Source organism: Verrucomicrobiia bacterium (assembly GCA_035574275.1).
In the GTDB taxonomy this organism is placed as follows: Bacteria; Zixibacteria; MSB-5A5; order DSPP01; family DSPP01; genus DSPP01.
Map to the genome: position 1 here is coordinate 1 of DATLYY010000029.1, position 19,159 is coordinate 19,159.

General features: G+C 56.9%; 13 protein-coding genes. 10 read left to right on the top strand and 3 right to left on the bottom strand.

All coding sequences use genetic code 11. The features are described 5' to 3' along the window. The 8 genes from VNL73_04860 to VNL73_04895 form a co-directional block, all read left to right on the top strand. The coding region (locus VNL73_04860) for a hypothetical protein (protein ID HXF48738.1) at positions 1–634 on the top strand (634 nt) is incomplete at its 5' end. 10 nt (positions 635–644) lie between these two features. Beyond that, complete coding sequence (rsmD, locus tag VNL73_04865; protein ID HXF48739.1) at positions 645–1,199, top strand: 16S rRNA (guanine(966)-N(2))-methyltransferase RsmD; 555 nt, start codon at positions 645–647, stop codon at positions 1,197–1,199. Beyond that, on the top strand, positions 1,196–1,678 hold the full coding sequence (gene coaD / locus VNL73_04870) for a pantetheine-phosphate adenylyltransferase (protein ID HXF48740.1): 483 nt from the start codon (positions 1,196–1,198) through the stop codon (positions 1,676–1,678). Before rsmD ends, coaD begins: the two co-directional genes overlap by 4 nt. 157 nt (positions 1,679–1,835) lie before the next feature. Beyond that, positions 1,836–2,732 carry a biotin/lipoate A/B protein ligase family protein gene (locus VNL73_04875; GenBank protein ID HXF48741.1) on the top strand — a complete coding sequence of 299 codons (897 nt, stop codon included), beginning with the start codon at positions 1,836–1,838 and terminating at the stop codon, positions 2,730–2,732. Positions 2,733–2,870: 138 nt separating this feature from the next. After that, complete coding sequence (locus tag VNL73_04880; GenBank protein HXF48742.1) at positions 2,871–6,215, top strand: TonB-dependent receptor; 3,345 nt, start codon at positions 2,871–2,873, stop codon at positions 6,213–6,215. A gap of 25 nt (positions 6,216–6,240) precedes the next feature. Then, entirely contained in the window at positions 6,241–9,267 is a 3,027-nt protein-coding gene (locus VNL73_04885) for a hypothetical protein (GenBank protein HXF48743.1), read from the top strand. Between the two features lie 25 nt (positions 9,268–9,292). Continuing rightward, positions 9,293–10,282 carry a PorV/PorQ family protein gene (locus VNL73_04890; GenBank protein ID HXF48744.1) on the top strand — a complete coding sequence of 330 codons (990 nt, stop codon included), beginning with the start codon at positions 9,293–9,295 and terminating at the stop codon, positions 10,280–10,282. Positions 10,283–10,378: 96 nt separating this feature from the next. Continuing rightward, positions 10,379–12,286 carry a hypothetical protein gene (locus VNL73_04895; protein HXF48745.1) on the top strand — a complete coding sequence of 636 codons (1,908 nt, stop codon included), beginning with the start codon at positions 10,379–10,381 and terminating at the stop codon, positions 12,284–12,286. A gap of 40 nt (positions 12,287–12,326) precedes the next feature. Here the strand turns inward: VNL73_04895 and VNL73_04900 are convergent, their stop codons facing one another. Continuing rightward, positions 12,327–14,633: a tetratricopeptide repeat protein gene (locus VNL73_04900; GenBank protein HXF48746.1), complete on the bottom strand. Its 2,307-nt coding sequence runs from the start codon at positions 14,631–14,633 to the stop codon at positions 12,327–12,329. Positions 14,634–14,660: 27 nt separating this feature from the next. Continuing rightward, positions 14,661–15,452, bottom strand: a complete 792-nt coding sequence (locus VNL73_04905) for an SDR family oxidoreductase (GenBank protein HXF48747.1) — start codon at positions 15,450–15,452, stop codon at positions 14,661–14,663. A 229-nt stretch (positions 15,453–15,681) separates the two neighbouring features. On the opposite strand from VNL73_04905, the gene VNL73_04910 reads away from it, so the two are divergent. Beyond that, positions 15,682–17,373 carry a T9SS type A sorting domain-containing protein gene (locus VNL73_04910; protein HXF48748.1) on the top strand — a complete coding sequence of 564 codons (1,692 nt, stop codon included), beginning with the start codon at positions 15,682–15,684 and terminating at the stop codon, positions 17,371–17,373. A 30-nt stretch (positions 17,374–17,403) separates the two neighbouring features. On the opposite strand, the gene VNL73_04915 is transcribed toward VNL73_04910, so the two are convergent. Further along, entirely contained in the window at positions 17,404–18,546 is a 1,143-nt protein-coding gene (locus tag VNL73_04915; protein HXF48749.1) for a hypothetical protein, read from the bottom strand. Positions 18,547–18,841: 295 nt separating this feature from the next. Between VNL73_04915 and VNL73_04920 the strand changes: the two genes are divergently transcribed. Continuing rightward, positions 18,842–19,153, top strand: coding sequence for a hypothetical protein (locus tag VNL73_04920; GenBank protein HXF48750.1), 312 nt, complete (start codon positions 18,842–18,844; stop codon positions 19,151–19,153). Positions 19,154–19,159: the final 6 nt, after the last annotated feature.

A 19,159-nucleotide genomic window follows, 5' to 3' on the forward strand; every position in this document is an offset into this window, starting at 1 on the left:
TTCCGCTGGGGATGGCGCTCTGCGCCCTGGCCGAAACCGGCGAGCCCCGGGCCGCCGCAAATTTGTGGAGCAAATCGCCGGCCCTTTTTCCAAGAAAGGGGCCGCCGATCTGGCCTTCGGCAATGCGGCCTTTGGACTGGCGGCCGTTTTTTTTGCCTCCGGCCTCCCGCCGGAGGCGGCGACCGCCCTCGTCAACTTGGGGGAGGATTTTGCCACGGTGGCGGTTTTGGACCGGGGGGAATTGACCTGCGTTAACGAGATTCCCTCTCCGCCCGGGTATCTCGATTCCACGGAAGGGGGGGAGCTGGCCGAGACGCGGGAGCTTTTGCGGAAGTCACTTTTGGAGCGGTACGGCATCGAGCTTTCGACCCTTCTGCATCTGTTGGGGTTCCGAGCCACGCAAACCGGAAAAATCGATTCGGTCTATCTGGGGGGGCCGGGGGCGGGCGTCGGCTCCCTTGCCGCCGCGCTGGGAGAGCTGGGAGGGGTACGCGTGGGGCATCTGACCACGCCGCTGGTTCCATTCCCTTCCGAGGAGCCGCCCGAACGGTGGGCCGTTCCGCTGGGGATGGCGCTCTGCGCCCTGGCCGAAACCGGCGAGCCCCGGGCCGCCGCAAATTTTTTGGCGTACTGATTCCTCCGGCATGACCCTGCGGATCGGTTCCGGAAAATTCAAGGGAAGAAAACTTTACACCCCCCGGGGAAAAGAGCGATTTTCCTCCGGCCGGACGAAGAAAGCGCTCTTTGATTTTTTGGCCCCGTACCTCGAGGGCGCGGCCGTGCTGGACTTGTTCGCCGGGGCGGGCGGGCTTGGGATCGAGGCGCTCTCGCGGGGGGCCCGCTTCTGCTTTTTTGTGGAAATGGACGCGCAGGCGGTTTCGGTCTTGAGCAATAACCTGGCGGGTTTGTTTTCTTCGGAGCAGTACGAAGTTCGGCGGGAGGATTTTCGCCGCTCGCTGCCGCGCCTTTTTGCCGGTGGAAAAAAGTTCGATTTGGTTCTGGCCGACCCCCCGTACCGGCAGGATTTTCTGGATGAACTCTCTTCGATCTGGGGAAAGTATCCGGCTTTGCGTCCAGACGGGCTTTTGGCCGTCGAACATTCAAAAAAACAGCATTTTGACGCACCGGAAAACCTGGCGCTTATGGAAAACCGGCGGTACGGGGATACGATGATTTCCTACTTCAGGGCACGGGGATGAAGAAAGCGCTCTATCCCGGCACCTTTGACCCGATAACAAACGGACATCTGGATTTAATCGAGCGGGCGTTGGCGCTGTTTGACGGCCTCCTCGTCGCCGTGGCGGAAAACCCGCAAAAATCCCCCCTCTTTTCCCTTGCGGAGCGAAGCGAGCTTTTAAAAAATGTCTTGTCCGGTTTTCAAAAAGTGGAGATCATCAGCTTCGGCGGATTGACGGCGGCTTTGGCGAAGGAAAAGGGGGTCACCGCCATTGTGCGCGGGCTGCGGGCGGTTTCCGATTTTGAGTATGAATTTCAAATCGCCCTGATGAACCGGCGGCTGGCGCCGAAAGTGGAAACCGTTTTTCTGATGCCGTCGGAGAAATATACCTACTTGAGCTCCACCATCATCAAAAACGTTTTTTCGCACGGCGGGGATATTTCCGGGATGGTGCCGGAGGCGGTAATGGAAGCCCTTAGGAAAAAATTCGGTCACAAGTAACGGGGCGGCAATCGGTTAATTTTCGGCCAAATCGGCGAAAATTCGCCGACAAACCGTTTCTTCCGGTCAAATCCGACAAAACAAGTCGTTGTCTTACAATTACATACAAAAACGGAGACGGGCGTTGTTTCCGGCACGGCAGTTGACTTAACAAGATATGGCCAAAAAGGTGGAAACGGGAAGCGGCGTCTGGCGATTGCTTATAAATCCGCCTTTGAATGGCTACCTTAATATGGCCCTTGACGAATTGTTGCTGGAAGAAGCCAAAAGAGGGATGCGCCCCCCCACCCTGCGCTTTTATCAATGGGAAGGGGACTGGATTTCGTACGGCTATTTTCAAACTCCCCGCCGGGCGTTCAACGTCGAGGCCGCCCGCGAAGCGGCGGTTTCCTCCGTGCGCCGGATAACGGGGGGGAGGGCCGTTTTGCATTCGGAGGATTTGACCTATTCGTTAGCCGCCGGGGATGCCCAGAAAGAGGGTTTGGGGTCGTCCTTAAAAGAAACCTACCGGCAGATCGCCCGTGCCTTGACCTCCGGTTTTACGCGGCTCGGTTTGCCGGTAGCGTTTTCTTTGCGACAGGAAAGAGCGGCCCCTTCCCCTTCCGCCGGGCTGGCGGCCTGTTTTTTGACCTTGTCCGACTACGAAATTTCGGCGGATGGAAAAAAATTGGTGGGCAGCGCGCAGCGCCGGGAGGGTTCCGCTTTTTTGCAGCACGGCTCGATTCCCTTAACGGCGCGCAACCGGGAACTGGCGGAGCGGGTCCTGGCGCGAAGTGCGGAAGCAGCATCTCCGGGCAACGGCCTTTCAAACTTTCGCTCCCGATACGCCACAGTGGAGGAGGCGGCCGGAAGGGAAGTTTCCATCGAAACGCTTACGGCCGCCCTGCAGGAAGGATTTTCCGGCGTTTTTGGCGTCGAATTTGAAGAGGAGAGGTTATCATCCAGCCAATGGGCGAAGGCGGAAGATCTTGCGGAGAAATATTCATCCAACGCGTGGAATGAAAGAAAGCCCCGGGAAGCCAAAGCCGGCTTTTCGGCGGCCGTGCCGGAATGAGGCCTTTTATGGGAGAAAAAAATCTTGACAAGAAAATGACCGATTCCGTATCATACGTCAAATTATGGACAGCGGTTGCAGGAAAGTTTGTAGGTAGGAAGGACTTCGTTTCGGTCTCCGTCATTTCGGGAGGTTCGTATGAGTAAATCGGTACGATTTATTTTTGTTTCGTTCGTTCTGGCCGGTATTTTGTTCGGGGGATTCAGTTCCGCCTTGGCCGCCAACGGCCAGGTGGCCGGGCGGGTTATAGAGAAAAAGACCAAGGAGCCGATTTTCGGCGCCAGGGTGCGGCTGCTTTTGCCGGACGGAACCTCCGCCAAGATGGGGGCGGTATCCGACGAGAAGGGGAATTTTCTCATTTTGAACGTGCCGCCGGGGGATTACCAAATCGAAATCAGCTACGGGCCCACATATAGGAAAGAGTTGTTTAAGGATGTGAAGGTCAAGTCCGACGACAAGTTTGAAACGGGCACGGTAGCTCTGGCGGAGCAGGCGTTCGAGGGAGACACCGTGGTGGTGACCGCCGGGCGAAAAGCCGAGATTCGCAAATACGAAAGCACCAGCAAGGTAAAGGTGGATGCCGGGGAAATCGAAAAGCTTCCCATCCGCAACGTCACCGAACTTTTGAAGGTGCAGGTCGGCGTGACTGTCAAGGACGGGCAGATTCACATCCGGGGCGGGCGGCACGACGAGACCGTGTTCATCATCGACGGGGTGGAGGTGCGCAACATTTTGACGGGCTCTTCCAACCTCGGGGCGGAAAACTCCTCCAACATGAGCGTGGGGACGAACAGCATTCAGGAGTTTACGCTCATCAAGGGGGGGTTTGACGCCCAGTACGGCAACGCCACCTCCGGCGTGGTTTCCATTTCCACCAAGGAGGGCTCCACGGACCGGACCCGCTTCCACGTGGAGTATTTCACCGATCGGTTCGCCTCCCCCACCTTCAGCAAGTACTCCTTCAACTCCGACCAGGTGCAGTTCAACCTCTCCGGGCCGGAGCCGTTTTTGGGCTGGATTTTCCCCAAGTTTTTAAACTGGAACACGGACGGGAAGGTGGCCTATTTTGCCTCCGTGGCGATGGACAAGACCGACACGCACCTTTCCTACAACAAACTGGCCTCCCCCTTGACCCGGAAGGATTTCGCCTCCACAAGCATCCTGGGGTTCGAAATACCGGACCGCAGCCAGAACACCTACAATACCCAGTTGAAATTCACCATCCGCCCCTCCGGTCTTTTGAAGCTGAACGTGGACTGGAAGGGGGAGTATTTGCGCTACAATTTCGTGGGACGAAATTTGCAATGGAGCTACCGCTATTCCCCCTCCACGGCCCAGGTGGTGAACGACCAGACCAACACCTTCAGCATCAGCGCCGAGCACACGCTCTCCAAAAACACCTTTTACCGGGCCTTGATTTCCCACTACGACAAGGTGTACGTGGAGCGCCCGGGGGACCCCTACAACCCGGCCCACGGGAAAAACCCGGATTTGTTCAATTTTGAAGACCAGAGCGAAAGCTACAATGACATGAACAACAACGACCGCTGGGATGCCGGGGAGCCGTTCGTGGACGTTTTCCGCGAGGACACCACGGCAATCGGGGGACCGATTTACACCCCGCCCAACCCGGCGACCGGTTTCCCCGGCGACCCGTTCCAGGACTTGAACGGCAACGGGGTGTACGACGGGCCGGAGCCGTTTTTCGATGTCAACAACAACGGCCGATATGACGCCGACCGGGCGGACATCACCGGCGCGGACACGGACATTCCGGAAAAGTTTGTGGACGGGGACGTCATTTTGGGGGAATCGTTCATCGACATGGATAAAAACGGGGTGTACGACCCGGCCATCGACCGCTTCATCACCTGCAACTGCCCGGAAAACCAGGATTTGAATTTCAACTCCCAATATGACGGCGCGGGAAGCCCGTACACGGTCGGACTGCCGTACCGGGACTTGAACGGCAACGGGGTGTACGACCCCCCCAACGGGGCCGCCATCCGCGAGGACGGGGAGCCCTTCATCGACCGGAACGGCAACGGGGTGTACGACCCGGGGAACAACGGCTTTGTGGAGCCGGGCACCTACGTTTCCTCCGCGAACAGCACCCGGTTTCTGCCGGCCTACCAGAAACACGGCGTGGCCCAGACCACGTTCAAGTTCGATTTGAACTCGCAAGTGGGGACCCATTATCTTTCCTCCGGGCTGCAGCTCGATCTGGCCAAGCTGACGATGAACGACATCCAGGCGGTGCAGGTGCGCTACGCCGGTATTCCGGACTTTCAGGAATTTCCCGACCGGGGGATCACCCGCGACTCCTACGTGCGCCGGCCCTTGATCGGGGACGTTTACTTCGGCGACCGTGTGGAATACGGCCAGCTCATCGCCAATTTGTCCTTGCGCTACGATTTCTTTTTCCAGTCCGCGGGCTTGAACAGCGTGCGGGCGGCCGAGATTCTGGGGGACAAGCAGCCGGACCCGGTGAAAAACAAGCTCTCCCCGCGGATGGGCTTTTCCTACCCCATCAGCGAGCGGGCCAAGCTCTTTTTCAACTACGGCCATTACTTCCAACTGCCGAACTTGAACCAGTTCTACCGCCGCTCCAACAACGTCACCACGGGGTTCGGCACGGTGGGGAACTTCAACCTGGACTACACCAAGAAAATCAAGTACGAATTCGGCAGCGAGATTCTTCTCTCCAGCAACTACCGGGCGGTTTTGACCGGCTTTTACAACGACGATTTCGGGCTCATCAATTCGCTGGTGAACCGCTACGGCAGCTACAACCGGGAGGAGTACGTCAACACGGACTACGGGCGGACGCGCGGGTTCGAGGCGGAGCTTTCCAAGGTGGGGGGAAGCTACTTCCAGGGATACCTGGACTACCAGTTCTCCATCGCCCTGGGGAAGAGCTCTTCGGAAATTTCCAACTTCCTGGACCGGCTGGCGGGAAACGAAATCAACATCCAGGAGTTCCCGCTGGACTGGGACCAGACCCACCAGATTACGGTGAACTTGAACGTGAACGTCCCGAACGGGGACCATCCCCAGCTTTTCGGGCTCCGGATGCCGGACAACTGGAACATGAACTTCATCTGGCAGTACGGCTCCGGTTTTCCCTTCACCCCCAGCAACGTGTATCCCGGGCTGCCGGCGGCCCGCACCGATTTATCCCGCCGGAATTCGCTCCGGCTTCCGCCGAACAGCCGGGTGGACGTCCGCTTTCAAAAATCGTTCCGGGTATGGAAGCAGGACTACACCTTCCAGCTCTGGATAAGCAACTTGTTCGACCGGAAGAACGTGGCCGCCGTTTCCGGCGGAGGTTCCAGCAATACCGGGCGGACCAACACCAACTTGGTTCGGCTGGACCCGGTGAGCGGGTACTACGTGGCTTTGCCGGGGACGCCGGTGCAGGACGACCCGCGCAACTATGAAACCGGCCGGAACATAAAAATGGGGATTTCCATTGACTTTTAACGCCGATTTTGCAAGGAGAAGAGGAATGGCTATCCGGCGCATTTCCGCAGTGGTTTTGGGGGCGATTTTGACCGCCTGGTTTGGCGCGGCTTCGGGACGGATGCTAAAGGACGTTAAGACGCAGAGTTCCGCGCTCCCCTCCGCGTACAAAGTGAACGCCGCCTGTTTGCCCAACAAGGACCAGTGCACCCACAAGGTGGGGCGGTTGTGGTTCACGGTCACCAACTACGGATTTTTCGGAAACCAGACGGACCAAAACCTGCGGGACTGCCTGACCGGCGGGCTTTCCTCCTCGGCGGAATTTCCGGGCGGTTCGCGGGTGGAATATCTTTTTCAAGGGGCTTTGTGGGTGGGGGCGGTGGTGGCGGGGGACACCCTTGTATCCCTCGGCACGGACGGCTGGGTTTTTGATTCGGACCGGGGGGAGCTGCACGCCGACTGCGAGAATGTGGGGGGGATGATCAAGCGTTCCAGAAACCCGAACAGCCCGTTTTACGACAGCGTGAACGCCATTTCCGACCAGGATATCATTGCCGTGATGTACGATACTCTGACCGATCCGGGTTTTGTGGAAAACCCGGACCCGCAGGACGGCAAACCGTTCCGGCCGATGGGACTCAAGGTCATCCAGAAAAGCTATTCCTGGTCGGCCGGCTGGGGGCAGGACTGGGTGATGCTGGACTTCAACATTGTCAATCTGGGCCAGAAGCCGCTTTCAAACGTTTATTTGGGGGTGTTTGTGGATGCCGACGTGGGGCATTTCGGCACGCCCAATTATTTTGAGGATGATTTGTCGGGTTTCAAGGTTTCTGTGCCGAACGAGCGGCTGGCGGCCTGCCCGGACACCATCAATCTGGTGTACGTGCACGACGACGACGGGGATCAAATCAACGGCGCTTACCGGCCGACCAGCCCGACGGGGGTGACCGGCATCCGGGTGGTGCGGGCGCCCGTGCCGCTGAACCAGGTGAAAACCTCCTTCAACTGGTGGACCCCCAACGGAACCGTATCGCTGGACTGGGGCCCGCAGAAGGTGCCCGGGCGCCGGAACTTTTCCGGCGGGCTGGGGCAGCCGGAGGGGGATGCGATGAAGTATCACTACATCTCCAACGGGGAATTTGACCTGGACCAGATTTGGAGCGCGCTCAACCACAATTCCACGGACTACGGATTCGGCACGGGCTGGATGCCCCCGCTTTCCGACGCGGCGGCCGCCATCGACATTGCCAACGGGTTTGACACCCGCTACGTGGTGGGATACGGCCCCTTCAATCTGCTTCCCTTGGTGGACGACCCGAGCGACACGCTGCGGCTTACACTGGGATACATTGCCGGTCTGGGGTTCCACCGGGATCCCTCCAACTACAACACCAATATCGGGGCGGTTCCGGAAAATTTGCGCGACCCGTTCAAAATCGAGCGCTATCAGAGCAACTTGAATTTTCAGGCCATCGCCACCAACGCCCGCTGGGTGCAGCGGGTTTTTGACAACGAAACCATCATTGACACGGTTCCCTGCGGAAACCCCGGAGATTCGGTGGAACGGCGGTTTGGAGACGGGATTCCGGACTTCAAAGGGCCGCAGCCGCCGCCGATCCCCCCCGCGCAGGTGATTACCAACCAGGGGGAGATTCTGGTGCGCTGGTTCGGCAAGAACACGGAAAACGTGGTGGATGATTTTTCCGGAGGGCTGAAGGATTTCGAGGGATACCGGATTCAGCTTTCCCCCAACGGGCAGTACTGGACGACGGTGGGATCCTTCGACAAAGTGGACTGGAAGGTGCATATCCTTAATACCCGAAGAATTGACACTGTCGGCACCTCCGGCACCTGGCAGCCGACCGAATTGCCGCCTTTGAGCTGGGACGAGATTCAGCAAAGATATGCAGTTCTTTGGGACACCTGCCTAAACAAAGTGGACAGCATTACCGACCCGCTCAATTGGCGCTATACAATTAACCGGCCCATTGACCCCAATAAGTACAAAGCTCCAACGGGCGTAAGAAGTGCAACCCCCGGTATTGAACGGCCCGGTGTGGATGTGACCCGGTGCAATCCCGACACGACCAAGACAGCCATTCGGGTGCGTATTTGTGCAAGCTGCGGGCCCGGTAATCAACCGGTGGACGAAATTATATATTTCGCGCCGCAGGATTATAATTTGGGGCTTTCACAGGTCAAGCTCTACCCGTCGGTGACCGACCCGGATAACGACAGTTCCTACTGGTACCAGTACAAAATATCCGGGCTTTATCCGGGGCAGGCGGTGTATCTGGCGCTGACGCCGTTTGATTTTGGCATTCAGACCCCAGTCAATTTTTTGGAGCCGCTCGAAGTGACTCCCAACTCGGCCGCCCAGCTTGTATATCCTTTGCCCAATGAGGAGTCCCGCCGCTACAGCTACGCCGTCTTTACCTACGATTTGGCCGCCGGGAGCTGGCGGGCGAACCCGTCGGCGATTATGAACTACGGGCTCATCCAGACCACCTACGCCGGGCTTTGGGACACCTGCAACACGCGGGTCATCGACCCTGACAAATTCAACGGGCCGGACAGTCCGGCGCCGGACCCTTCGCGCTGCAACCCGGACTCGAGCCGGCGGGCCATCTCCATCCGCTTCTGCGATGCCTGCGGCCCCGGGGGAACGCCGGTGGACAGTTTGTTTTATTTCTCCCCCAGCGACACCTTCAAAATATCGGTTTATCCCAATCCCTACCGGGTGGACCACGATTACAGCCACTTTGAAAACCCCAACAACGAGGTGCGGGATCCGGCCACGCGGGAGCATTTCCGCAAGTTGAATTTCATCAATCTGCCGGCCAAGTGCGTCATCCGCATCTACACTTTGGACGGGGATTTGGTGCAGGAGATCCGGCACGACAAGAACCCGAACGCCTCCGATGCCGGGTACGAGTCCTGGAATTTGCTGACCCGCAACGCCCAGGCCATATCCGCCGGGCTGTACCTTTACACGGTGCAGTCCAGCGACGGGATTTGGACCGAGGATGGTTTGAAGAACACCCATGTTGGGAAAATCATAATCCTCAAATGAGCGCGAAGGAAAACGGACGGTGCATATGAAAAAAACAGCGGCAGGGATTTTGCTCGGCTTGCTCTGGGCGGGCGGTTCCGTCTGGGGACAGGCGAAGGTCGGCACGGCCGGGCTGCAGTTTCTGGAAATCGGGGTTTCGGCACGGGCCACCGCGATGGGGAACGCCTTTGCGGCGGTGACCAACGACATTTTCTCCGTGTACTACAATGCCGCCGGGCTGGCCGCCCTTTCCCGCCGGCAGGCGGCTTTCACTCACATCGATTACCCGGCCGGCATTCACTACGAGTTCGCCGCTTTGGCTCTGCCGGTACGCAAACTGGGAGGGGTCGTGGCGGTCTCCGTGTATGATTTTCAAAGCGGGGACATTCCCGTCACCACCTACAACTTTCCTTCCGGCACGGGGGAAATTACCAAGGCCCAGGATTTGGCCCTGGGAGTCACGTTTGCCCGCTACCTGACCGACCATTTCTCCTTCGGCTTCACCGGCAAATTCATTGTGGAGGCGTTGGATGACCGGGAGGCCTCCGGCTGGGCGGCGGACGTGGGCACTTTGTATGAAACCGGTTTCCGGAATTTCCGGATTGCCATGCGGATTTCCAACTTCGGTCCCAACTTCCGCTTCGGCCCTTCCGACGAAAACTTCAAGGACTTTCCGCTGCCGATCGACTTTCATTTCGGCACGGCGATCGACGTGGTCCAATCCCCGCAGCACCGCACCACGCTGGCTTTTGAGGGGAGCCACCCGGCCGACAACCTGGAAAAATTCAACACCGGGGTGGAGTACTGGTATTCCGAAAAGATTGCGTTGCGCGCGGGGGTCAACATCCGCCAGGACACGGACGCCCAGGAGGTTTTGACCGAGGACACGCGCAAATTCACCACCGGCGTGGGGTTTTCGGCGGGGGCCGGGTTCAAGCTTCCCGTGCAGCGTTTCAACCTCACCGCCGATTACGCCTTTCAGGACGCCCATGATCTGGGCTCCTTTCACCGCTGGTCGGTTTCTTTCACTTTCTAAATGCGCATAAAGGAGAAGTTTACCGGAATGAAAAGGGTAGCATACGGGTTTGCTTACCTTGCAATTTTTGGCCTTCTTTTATCGGCCGGATGCACGGTGAAAAGAGTCGGGAAATCGCATCAAAACACCCCCCCCAAGGTGTTTTTCTCCACCGTGCCGGTGGCCGGCACGGTCTTCACCCGGCCGGACCAGTTTTTCTGGTTTGCCTTGGACCGGGACGGCTACATCACCGAGTTCCAGTACGCTTTGGTGCCCGATTCGGTGGTGCGGATCACCTTTTCCCCCCCGGAGAAGGAGGATTCCGTGGTGCGGGCCTTTTTGAGCGCCCATCCCGTGGATACGGACACCCTTTGGCACTGGAGGGTTGTGGACAACATTTTTAGAAACGGCCAGACCGACACCATTGCGCTGCCGACTTCCAGCCGGAATCCCGGGGACACAGCGACCCGGAACACGGTGGTCTTTGTCCGGGCGCGGGATGACCGGGGGGCGCTTTCGACCGCGAGCCGGAATTTTCCGGATTCCAACAGCATTGCCTGGCGGTATTTTGGGCGGAAAAACCGGCCGCCGAAGACACACTTTCAATCCATAGGCACCTGCAACAGATCGCCGGTGGCAAACCCGGGGTTGATACCCACTTTTTATTCCTTGGATTTCAACACGTATGACACGAGCGGATTTATGAAGGTGGGGCACTGCGGCATAACCATCTCTTGGTTTGGTTCCGATTCGGCTGATTATCCCAATCAGGAGCAGCCGCAGTTTGATTATTTTTGGGAGCTTTTCGGGCCGTTTGCCTCCACTCCCAATGCGGATACCAACCGGCTTTGGGCCAGCACCACCTATCCGGTCCGGTGGCCCGGGCCGGGATCCGGCCAAAGCCCCACTCGGCAGACTTTCACATCGGCCACGTCGGTCACCTTCTTCGGCCTGCGGGGGGCTGACACGCTTACCAATTTCCGGCCCGGGCTTTACCATTTCCGGGTGCGGGCGCGGGACGACGCCGGCGTGGTGGCCCCGCTGACCGTGTTCGCCGGCTCACCGGGGGCCGCCATCAATAACTTCCGGGTGGTTCATCCCCGTTTTGACCGGGATATCCTGCTGGTGAGCAAGTCCACGACTACCGGCGGCGGCAGTTTCCTCAACAACGTTCCACCGTACGGGCTCATACCGGACGGCTCCACGCCGCCGCAGGAATCGATGCTGGTGCAGAATTACTATCTCAAGCTTATCCGGGACGCCGGCTACGGCGCCCGAATCGATTCGGCTTTGGACGTGAAGTTTTTCAGCGAGAAGTCGGATCCCAACTTTTTATCAACCACTCCTCCCATGCCCCTAAGCGAATCGCTTTTGGCCCGCTACAAGCTGGTCATTTTCCATAAAGAAAAGGTTTTTCCAACCGCTAACACCAATTTTCTTTCCATGCTGAAGGCGTACATGGATGCCGGCGGAAGCGTGTGGGGGATGGGGCGGGACGACTTGAGCGATTTATCGTTGAATTTTGGCGTGGCGCAGCCGGTCGAGCTTTTCTTTGAGCGGACCAACCCGATTCAAGGAGCGGGGTATTTCAACTTTGGTGCGGAAAAGATGTTTTATCATGCCCACGCCCTGTCCGTGGCGCGGGACAGCATAAGCCGGGAGGAGTTCGTGGGGGCCGATCCGAGCGACGACGCCACCGGCGAGGGATTTCCGCCTTTGGATATCGACACGGCGGTGGTTTTGCGCTACACGGTGGCCGCTTCGCGAAAGGATACCTCGCGCTACCGGCAGATGCCGGGCGTCAACTATTTTGTGCGCCAGCCGCGCAGCGAATTCCTGTATCTTTTCCGCTCGCCGGTGGGGGTGGCGGACACTTCGCACCTGCACGGCAAGGTGGTCGCCGTCCGCACGGATCGAACCTTCTTCAAGACCGCTTACTTCGGTTTCCCCCTGTACGGAATCAAGGAGTCCCAAGCCGTGCAGGTGATGCAGAAGATGCTGAACTGGTTTATCGGCCCGCCGTAGGGGCGAATCGTTTCTAAAAACCCCGCTTTGGCGGGGTTTTTTATTGCCGGGAATTCAGCAGCGCTTCCACAATTGCCAGCTTTTCCCGGGCAGGCGGGAAGTTCGGGTTCAGTTCCAGCGAACGGCGAAAAGCCTCTCTGGCCTTTAGAAACTCGTTCAGCTTGGCCAAGGCCAGCCCGTAGTTGTAGAAGAGGGCGAAATTGTCCTGCTTTTGGGAAAGGGCTTTTTCAAAGTAGGGGAGGGCTTCCGCCGACCGGCCGGCATAGTCCAGGGCGGTTCCCAAATCGGCGGCCGCATCGGCATTGGCCGGGTTTTCGACCAGCGCTTTTTGGAAATAGTCCATGGCGCGCGGAAAGTCATTCTGCTCCCCGCGGCTGCGCCCGAGGAGGTAAAAGATGCGGGATTTCAATTCGACCAGGTTTTCTCCAAACTCCCGCGAAGCGACAAAAAAAGGCTGGGGGTCATACGACGGCTGATAGTTTTGCAGACTATCCAAGAGGGCCTGCAGAAGCGGTTCGGCCGCCGCGTAGCGCTTGGCTTCCAACAGGAACGAGGCCTTTAGGAAACGCCCCAAAAGAAAGCTTGGGCAGTTCTTTTCCCCCCGCTGCAGAACAAAAAGCGCGCTGTCGGGCATTTGCAGGGCGCGGTAGGCCAGGGCCCAGTTCAAATAGGCGTCCTGAAAGTAGGGCCTGGCGGCGGCCGATTTTTCCGCCCAATAAACCGCCAGTCGGGGGAAACCTCTCAACCGCTGGATGAGAGAGAGGTTGGCGGCCGCTTTTTCCGATTGGGGGTCCACTTCCAGCTCTTTTTTGAACTCTTCTTCGGCAGTTTTCAAGTCCCCCTGCTTCAGCGCGACCACCCCCAGGTTCAAGTGCGCGTATTTGAATTTCGGATCGAGTTGAACGGTCTGGTGAAACAACTGCCGCGCTTCGGCCCAGTTCCCCTGCTCCAAATGAACGTTGCCGAGGCGAAACAGGCCGGCGGGTTTGGGATTCTTGGTAAAGCCGTAGAGATTGGAATTGACCAAAGAGGAAAAAATGGCCAAGGCCGCAACATAGAAAAGAAGGTTTTGCTTTTCGCGAAAGCGCCTCCACAATTCAAACACGGCATAAACCGCAAACAAAGTCAAAAACGGCAGAACCGGCAGGCGGAAGCGGGCGTTGACGAAAAAAAGAATGACGGAAAAAGCATAAAGCAAAACAAAAAAGGAGAGGAACCGGGCTTTGCGGTTCACAAAGGAAAACACGAGGCCCAGTAGCCCCAGCGGGCCGATGAGCCAGAAGCCGATGGGAAGGAATCGAATAAGCGAGGAGTTTTTCCAGAAAAGATAAATGTCCTGATTGTTGGAAATCTCGAATCGCGTGAAGAATAAATAGGTTTTTTTCAAAAGCAGTTTGAGGGCAGCCGCCGGTTCGCTTTTCCAGTACTCCAGCCCTTTTTTATACCAAAAGTCTGACAATTCGGCGGAGGAAAGCTCCGTTCCCGTTTCCGCTTTGGCCATCGCGCGGATATCCGCCAGTTCCCAGTTGGTCTGCAGCCGCCCCGGCATCATAGAAGTGAAACCGTCGGCGTCCGGGTTATTGCCGATGTAGAAGTTGATACCCCCTTGGGAGGCGATTAAAACCAACGGTTTTTCCGCCCGGTAATTGTGGATGGCCACGGGCAGAATGGGGAGAAAAACTCCGATGAGAAACAAGGCGGCGAATTTAAATTGCCGTTGCAGAATTTCGCTTTTGTGGAAGCAGTACCAAATCCAGAAAAGAACGGCGGGAATGAGAATCAGAATGTTGGGCCGCGTGATGGCGGAAAGCCCGAGCCAAAGACCGGTTAGGAGCCAGTTGAGCGGCGATGGAGTTTCTTTGGCCTTGTACAGAAAGATAAAAATCAGCAAGTCGAGCGGAATCAAGAGGAAATCCAAAAGCAACTCACCTTCGAAATAAATAACGCTTGCATATGTTGCAAAAATGACGCCTGTAACAATGCCCATCTTTTTTCCAAAGAGACGGACGGCCAAAAGGACAAGCAAGACCACACCCAGCGCTCCGATGACGTACTGAACGATTCGGGGCGCGAGGTAATTGTGCCCGAAAACATAATAGACCAGTCCCAACAAATAGGGATAAAGCGGAGCGCGGAAAAAGGCCTGGGGCTGGGCCAACTTGCCCGCGGCCACGGCCTGCGCCCATTCGTCGTGATAGCGGGCGTCAAGAGTCGGGTATTTAAAGGTTGGATTGGCGTAAATCTGCGACAGATACAACAGGCGACAAAAAAGGGCAAAAAGGAATAGGAGCATCAGGGTTTTTTTTGTGAGTGTATTTTTTGCCTTGCTGGTAAGGGTATCGTTCATTCTTAATAGTCGGTTTTCAACCAAGAACTAAAATATTGTGCGAGTTGAGCCGCCGTCCACCGGCAGGGCGGCGCCGGTGATATAACTCGCTTTTTCCGAAGACAGAAAGACTACCGCGGCGGCAATTTCCTCCGGTTTGGCCGTCCGCCCCAAAGGAATTCCCGCTTCCCAGCTTTTGATAATCTCCTCCGGCGTTTTGCCGCTTTGCAGGGCGGCCTTTTCCGCCAGTTCCCTCTGGCGGCCGGTCAGGGTGTAGCCGGGCAAAACGGTGTTGACGGTGATGTTGTGTTTCCCTAGGTCAGCAGCCAATACTTTGGCGTAGCCCAACAGCCCAGCTCGGAAGGTAGAGGAGGAGGCAAGGGGGGGAATGGATTGTTTCGCGGCTATCGAGGAGATGAAAACGAGCCGCCCCCAGCCGGTTTTTTGCATCGCCGGTGTGACCAGGTGGGCAAGCTTCATCACCGAGCGGAGAATCAAATCATGCGCTTTCGTCCAGTCGTCCGGCGCCAATTCGTTCCAGCTTCCGGCGGGCGGGCCGCCGGTGTTGGTCACCAAAACCTGCGCGGGGCCGTGGATTTTTTCCGTTTCTTTCACCCAGCTCTCAATGTCGTTTTCCCGGGCCAGGTCGCACGCAAACGAAAAAGGATGGCAGCCGGTTTTTTGATGCAAAGTTTCAACCGCGGCAGCCAATTTTTCGGGATTATGGGAACAGATGGAGACCTTGGCTCCTTCGGTCAGGAAAAGCCGGGCGGTCGCCAACCCGATGCCGGAACTGGCGGCGGCCACCAAGACCGATTTATCCTTCAATCCCAAGTCCATTTTATCAATATACCCCGGTTGTTGCGGAGAGCGCAAATCGTAGTTGAAAGTGTGCAGGTGGAAGCATAGGGAAAGCCCCCAATTACCTCCGCCGAACCGGCACGTGGACCTTTCTTTATGTCCGCTTACTTTAAGCCGGCGTTGAGGTTATCAGTGGAGAAAGGCCTTGCTATCCTGTATATAAGAACCTGAGCCAGCTGCGGCATAGGCATTGCCGGTTCATAGGGATATGAAGCTTCGCCACGGGTTTTTCCTTACAATCAGCCTGTTTGTACTTGGCGTTCCGAGTTTGATTTTTGGCGAATGGGTGGGAGAAGCGCTCAAGCAGGCAAAGAACCGGGCGGTCGCAGGAATTGTTCCTCCCCATTCGCTTGCGGCTGCCAACTCCTCCGGACAGATTTTGCTGGGATATGATTCCGGCCCGGCGATTTATTTTCCGCAATCGGCGGTGGCGGGGTCAATGTGGGGGGTGCGCTTCTCCCCTTTGCAAAGTTGCAGCTTGATCGCCTTTTCGGTTTTCTCGGCCGGAGGGGGGGGAAGCGTACGGGTCCGTATTTTCGACGACTCTGAGGGATTCCCTTCCCAGGAATTGATTTCTTCCTTCTCTGTCGAACTGGGAGGGGATTTGACCCAACAGGTCATTTATTTACCCTTCCCGGTTGATGTCGGTGAAAACGAGTTTCACGTGGCTTTTGAACTTCTGGCCGGGGGGCCCCCTTATATCGCCGGCGACGATGACGGCGGCAGCGGACATTCCAGCTATGCTCCGCCCGGCGGCGGCTGGAGTGAAATGAACACCGCGGATTTAACCGTGCGAGCCTTTGTCCGCTACTATGGCCCGGATGAAATCCCGCCGCAGCTCGTTCATTTTCCGCCGGACGCCGCTTTTGCGGAGGAGGGGCTTTTGATAAACGCCCAACTCTCCGATTTTTCGGGCATATCCGAGGCAACCGCGCATTATTCCATCAACGGCGGGATTTGGAATACGGCTCCCATGGTGGGGAAGGGGGAAACGTTTGAAGCCCGGGTTTCACCGCTTTCGGCCGGCTCAACGGTGCGATATTTTATCGAGGTCAAGGATGGAGCACCTGTGCCGAATCTCGCCTTTTCGCCGGCGGGCGGATCGCAAACCCCCTATGAGCTTCCGGTTTATGCCGGCCGCCAAATCAAGTACGACGACGGCTCGGCCGAGGATTTTTTCGTGGCGGATTACCGATTCGACGACAACCGTTTTGCCGTGCGATTGACGCCGGAGGTTTATCCGGCGCAGCTTCGCTCGCTTCGGGCATACGTGAATGACACGGCCCGGTTTTACTTTTCCGTCTGGTCCGATTCCGCAGGTTTGCCGGGACGGCTGATTTCCGGCCCGTGGCAGGCCGGACTTGAACAGACGGAGCGGGGATGGGTCGATTTTGAACTGCCTGCCAGCGGCCGTCCGGTGGTTGAAAATGGAGACTTTTTTCTCGTCGTTCAATGGGCGGCCTCTTCCCCCACACAGCCGGGGGTGGGGTCGGATGGCGCCCTGCCGGACGGCCGCTCGTTTTTTCACACCGGCTCAAGCGGATGGAAAGGCTGGATTTATAACGATTGGATGCTGCGGGCCTCGTACGTGGCCGTCAAGACAACGGCAGAAAACCGGCCGCTGAAGTTTTCACTGGAGCAGAACGTTCCCAACCCGTTCAACCCCTCCACCGAAATCCGTTTTCGACTGGAGCAACCTTTGGTCGCCGAGCTGGCTGTTTACAATGTGTTGGGGCAAAAAATAAGGGTTCTTGTCGCCGGAAACCTACCCAAAGGGGAACACGTGACCGTTTGGGACGGACGGGATGAACGGGGACAGGCGCTTTCCTCCGGGGTATATTTCTACCGCCTTCACACGGAAAACCGGGTATTGACCCGGCGGATGGTTTTGATCAAATAGATCCTTCCCCGGATCGCCAATCGTGCTATTTTAGGCTTTGCCCGGACCCGGCAACTGCTGGGAAAGGCGATAACTCCCCAAGATTACGGCCCCCAGCCCAATCCAAGCGGTGGCCAAAAGCACGAGCATTCCGAAGAAGGGGATTTCCTCCAGCAACTGGATCACCAATACTCCCACGGTCATCGAAGCGTAGAGGGAGATGGGACCTTCCTTTCGAAAAAGCCGCAAGATTCCCTCCCCCAGCGGGAGGCCGGTGAAATTGCAGGCCAGAACCAAAGCCACCAGGTAAAATGCGGTGAGGGCCAAAGTAAGGGGAAGGCCGATGATGATCACGGCAAAAAGCAGGGCCAACACCGGTATTACCACGAAGCTCAAAAGGCCGATCCCCAATGTTTTCAAAAAGGAGGAGGAAACCGTCGATTTCAAGACAGCCATCTGCTTTTGAAACAAGGCGATCAAAAGAAAACCAGTCAACAGCTCGCTGGCGCGCCAAACCAGCCACCAAAAAATGCTCCATCCCGAGAACGGTTTGCCATCCTTCTTTTTGGGGAGGTTGTGGGTGGTCTGGCCGGTGATTACCGCTCCTTCCTCGATGGTTGCTTCTTTTTTGCTTGTGTACGTAAGGTCCCCTTCAATCCGGGCCGTGGAGGCAAGGGTGACTTTGTCGGCTTTTATTTTGGCCCCCCGGCCGACCGTGCCGGCAATAACCACCTCCCCGCCGTAGAAATTCAGGCTGCCATTAATTTTTCCCCCCACCATCAAATTACCGCTGAAGACATGGACGTCCTTGGCCACGGAGGCCCCTTCCGGCAAACGAGCCGTACCGCAAAAGGCCACAAGGTTTCGCCCCACGATGCCTTCCACGGTCAAATCCGAACAGAAAGCCCGCAGGGACCCTATTACCGGGCCCTTTGCGGATATATGCTGGCCGGCGGCAATCACGTTTCCATCCACCGGGCCGGAGAGTGAAAGGCCGCTTCCGGCAAAGAGCAGATCCCCCGTTATACGGCCGGACAGGGAGGCTTCCTTGACCGCCAGAATAAGGTCATCATCTACCAAGCTGTCCGTTTTTAATGAGAAATGTTCCCCGCCAGCAAGCCGGGTGGCGGAGGCGGTAATGGAAAAAGCAAAAACTGCGGCGATGGAAAGAAAAACCGTCAATCTGTTTTTCACCAAAACCTCCTTGTTATCCTCGGGCGGAATATAAACAAACCCGGCACAAAGTCATCTATCTTTACGTGCCGCTTCCGGTTAAGTTGCCGCGAAAGGACGGGGAATCGCCGTTTTAATGAGAAACTTTTCACAAACAAAAAAAATAGATAAAAAGTTGCCGGCGGCGCGCAAAAATTCTTGACAAATCCCGCAAAAGCTGCGTATCATCTATGCAAGCCCGGCACCCCCATGGAAGTCGCCGCCGGGTTGCCGCTGGTGTCTGCCCATAAACTCTGTGGATGCAGAGGGAGGAGATATGAAAATGATGCGGTGGTTTTTAAAACTCGTAAGTCTTTTGCTTTTGGTTTGTTTATTGATCGGCCCCGTTTTGGCCCAGGCAACCACCGCTTATTCCCCCATTAATCCTTGCGATGAACATCCGTGGGATTTTTTGAAATATGCGTATAAAGTGGAGGTTTTGGTCGTTACCACCGATTATGTCCTGTTGGCGGTTTGGTATACAAGGGAGCAGACCCAGCCGACCATAATTCGCATTGACTTTGGTAGTGAATCCGCTTCCGGAAGTAATAAAATGCGCGCCAAGAATTCATACATCTTCACCGAATGAGCGAAG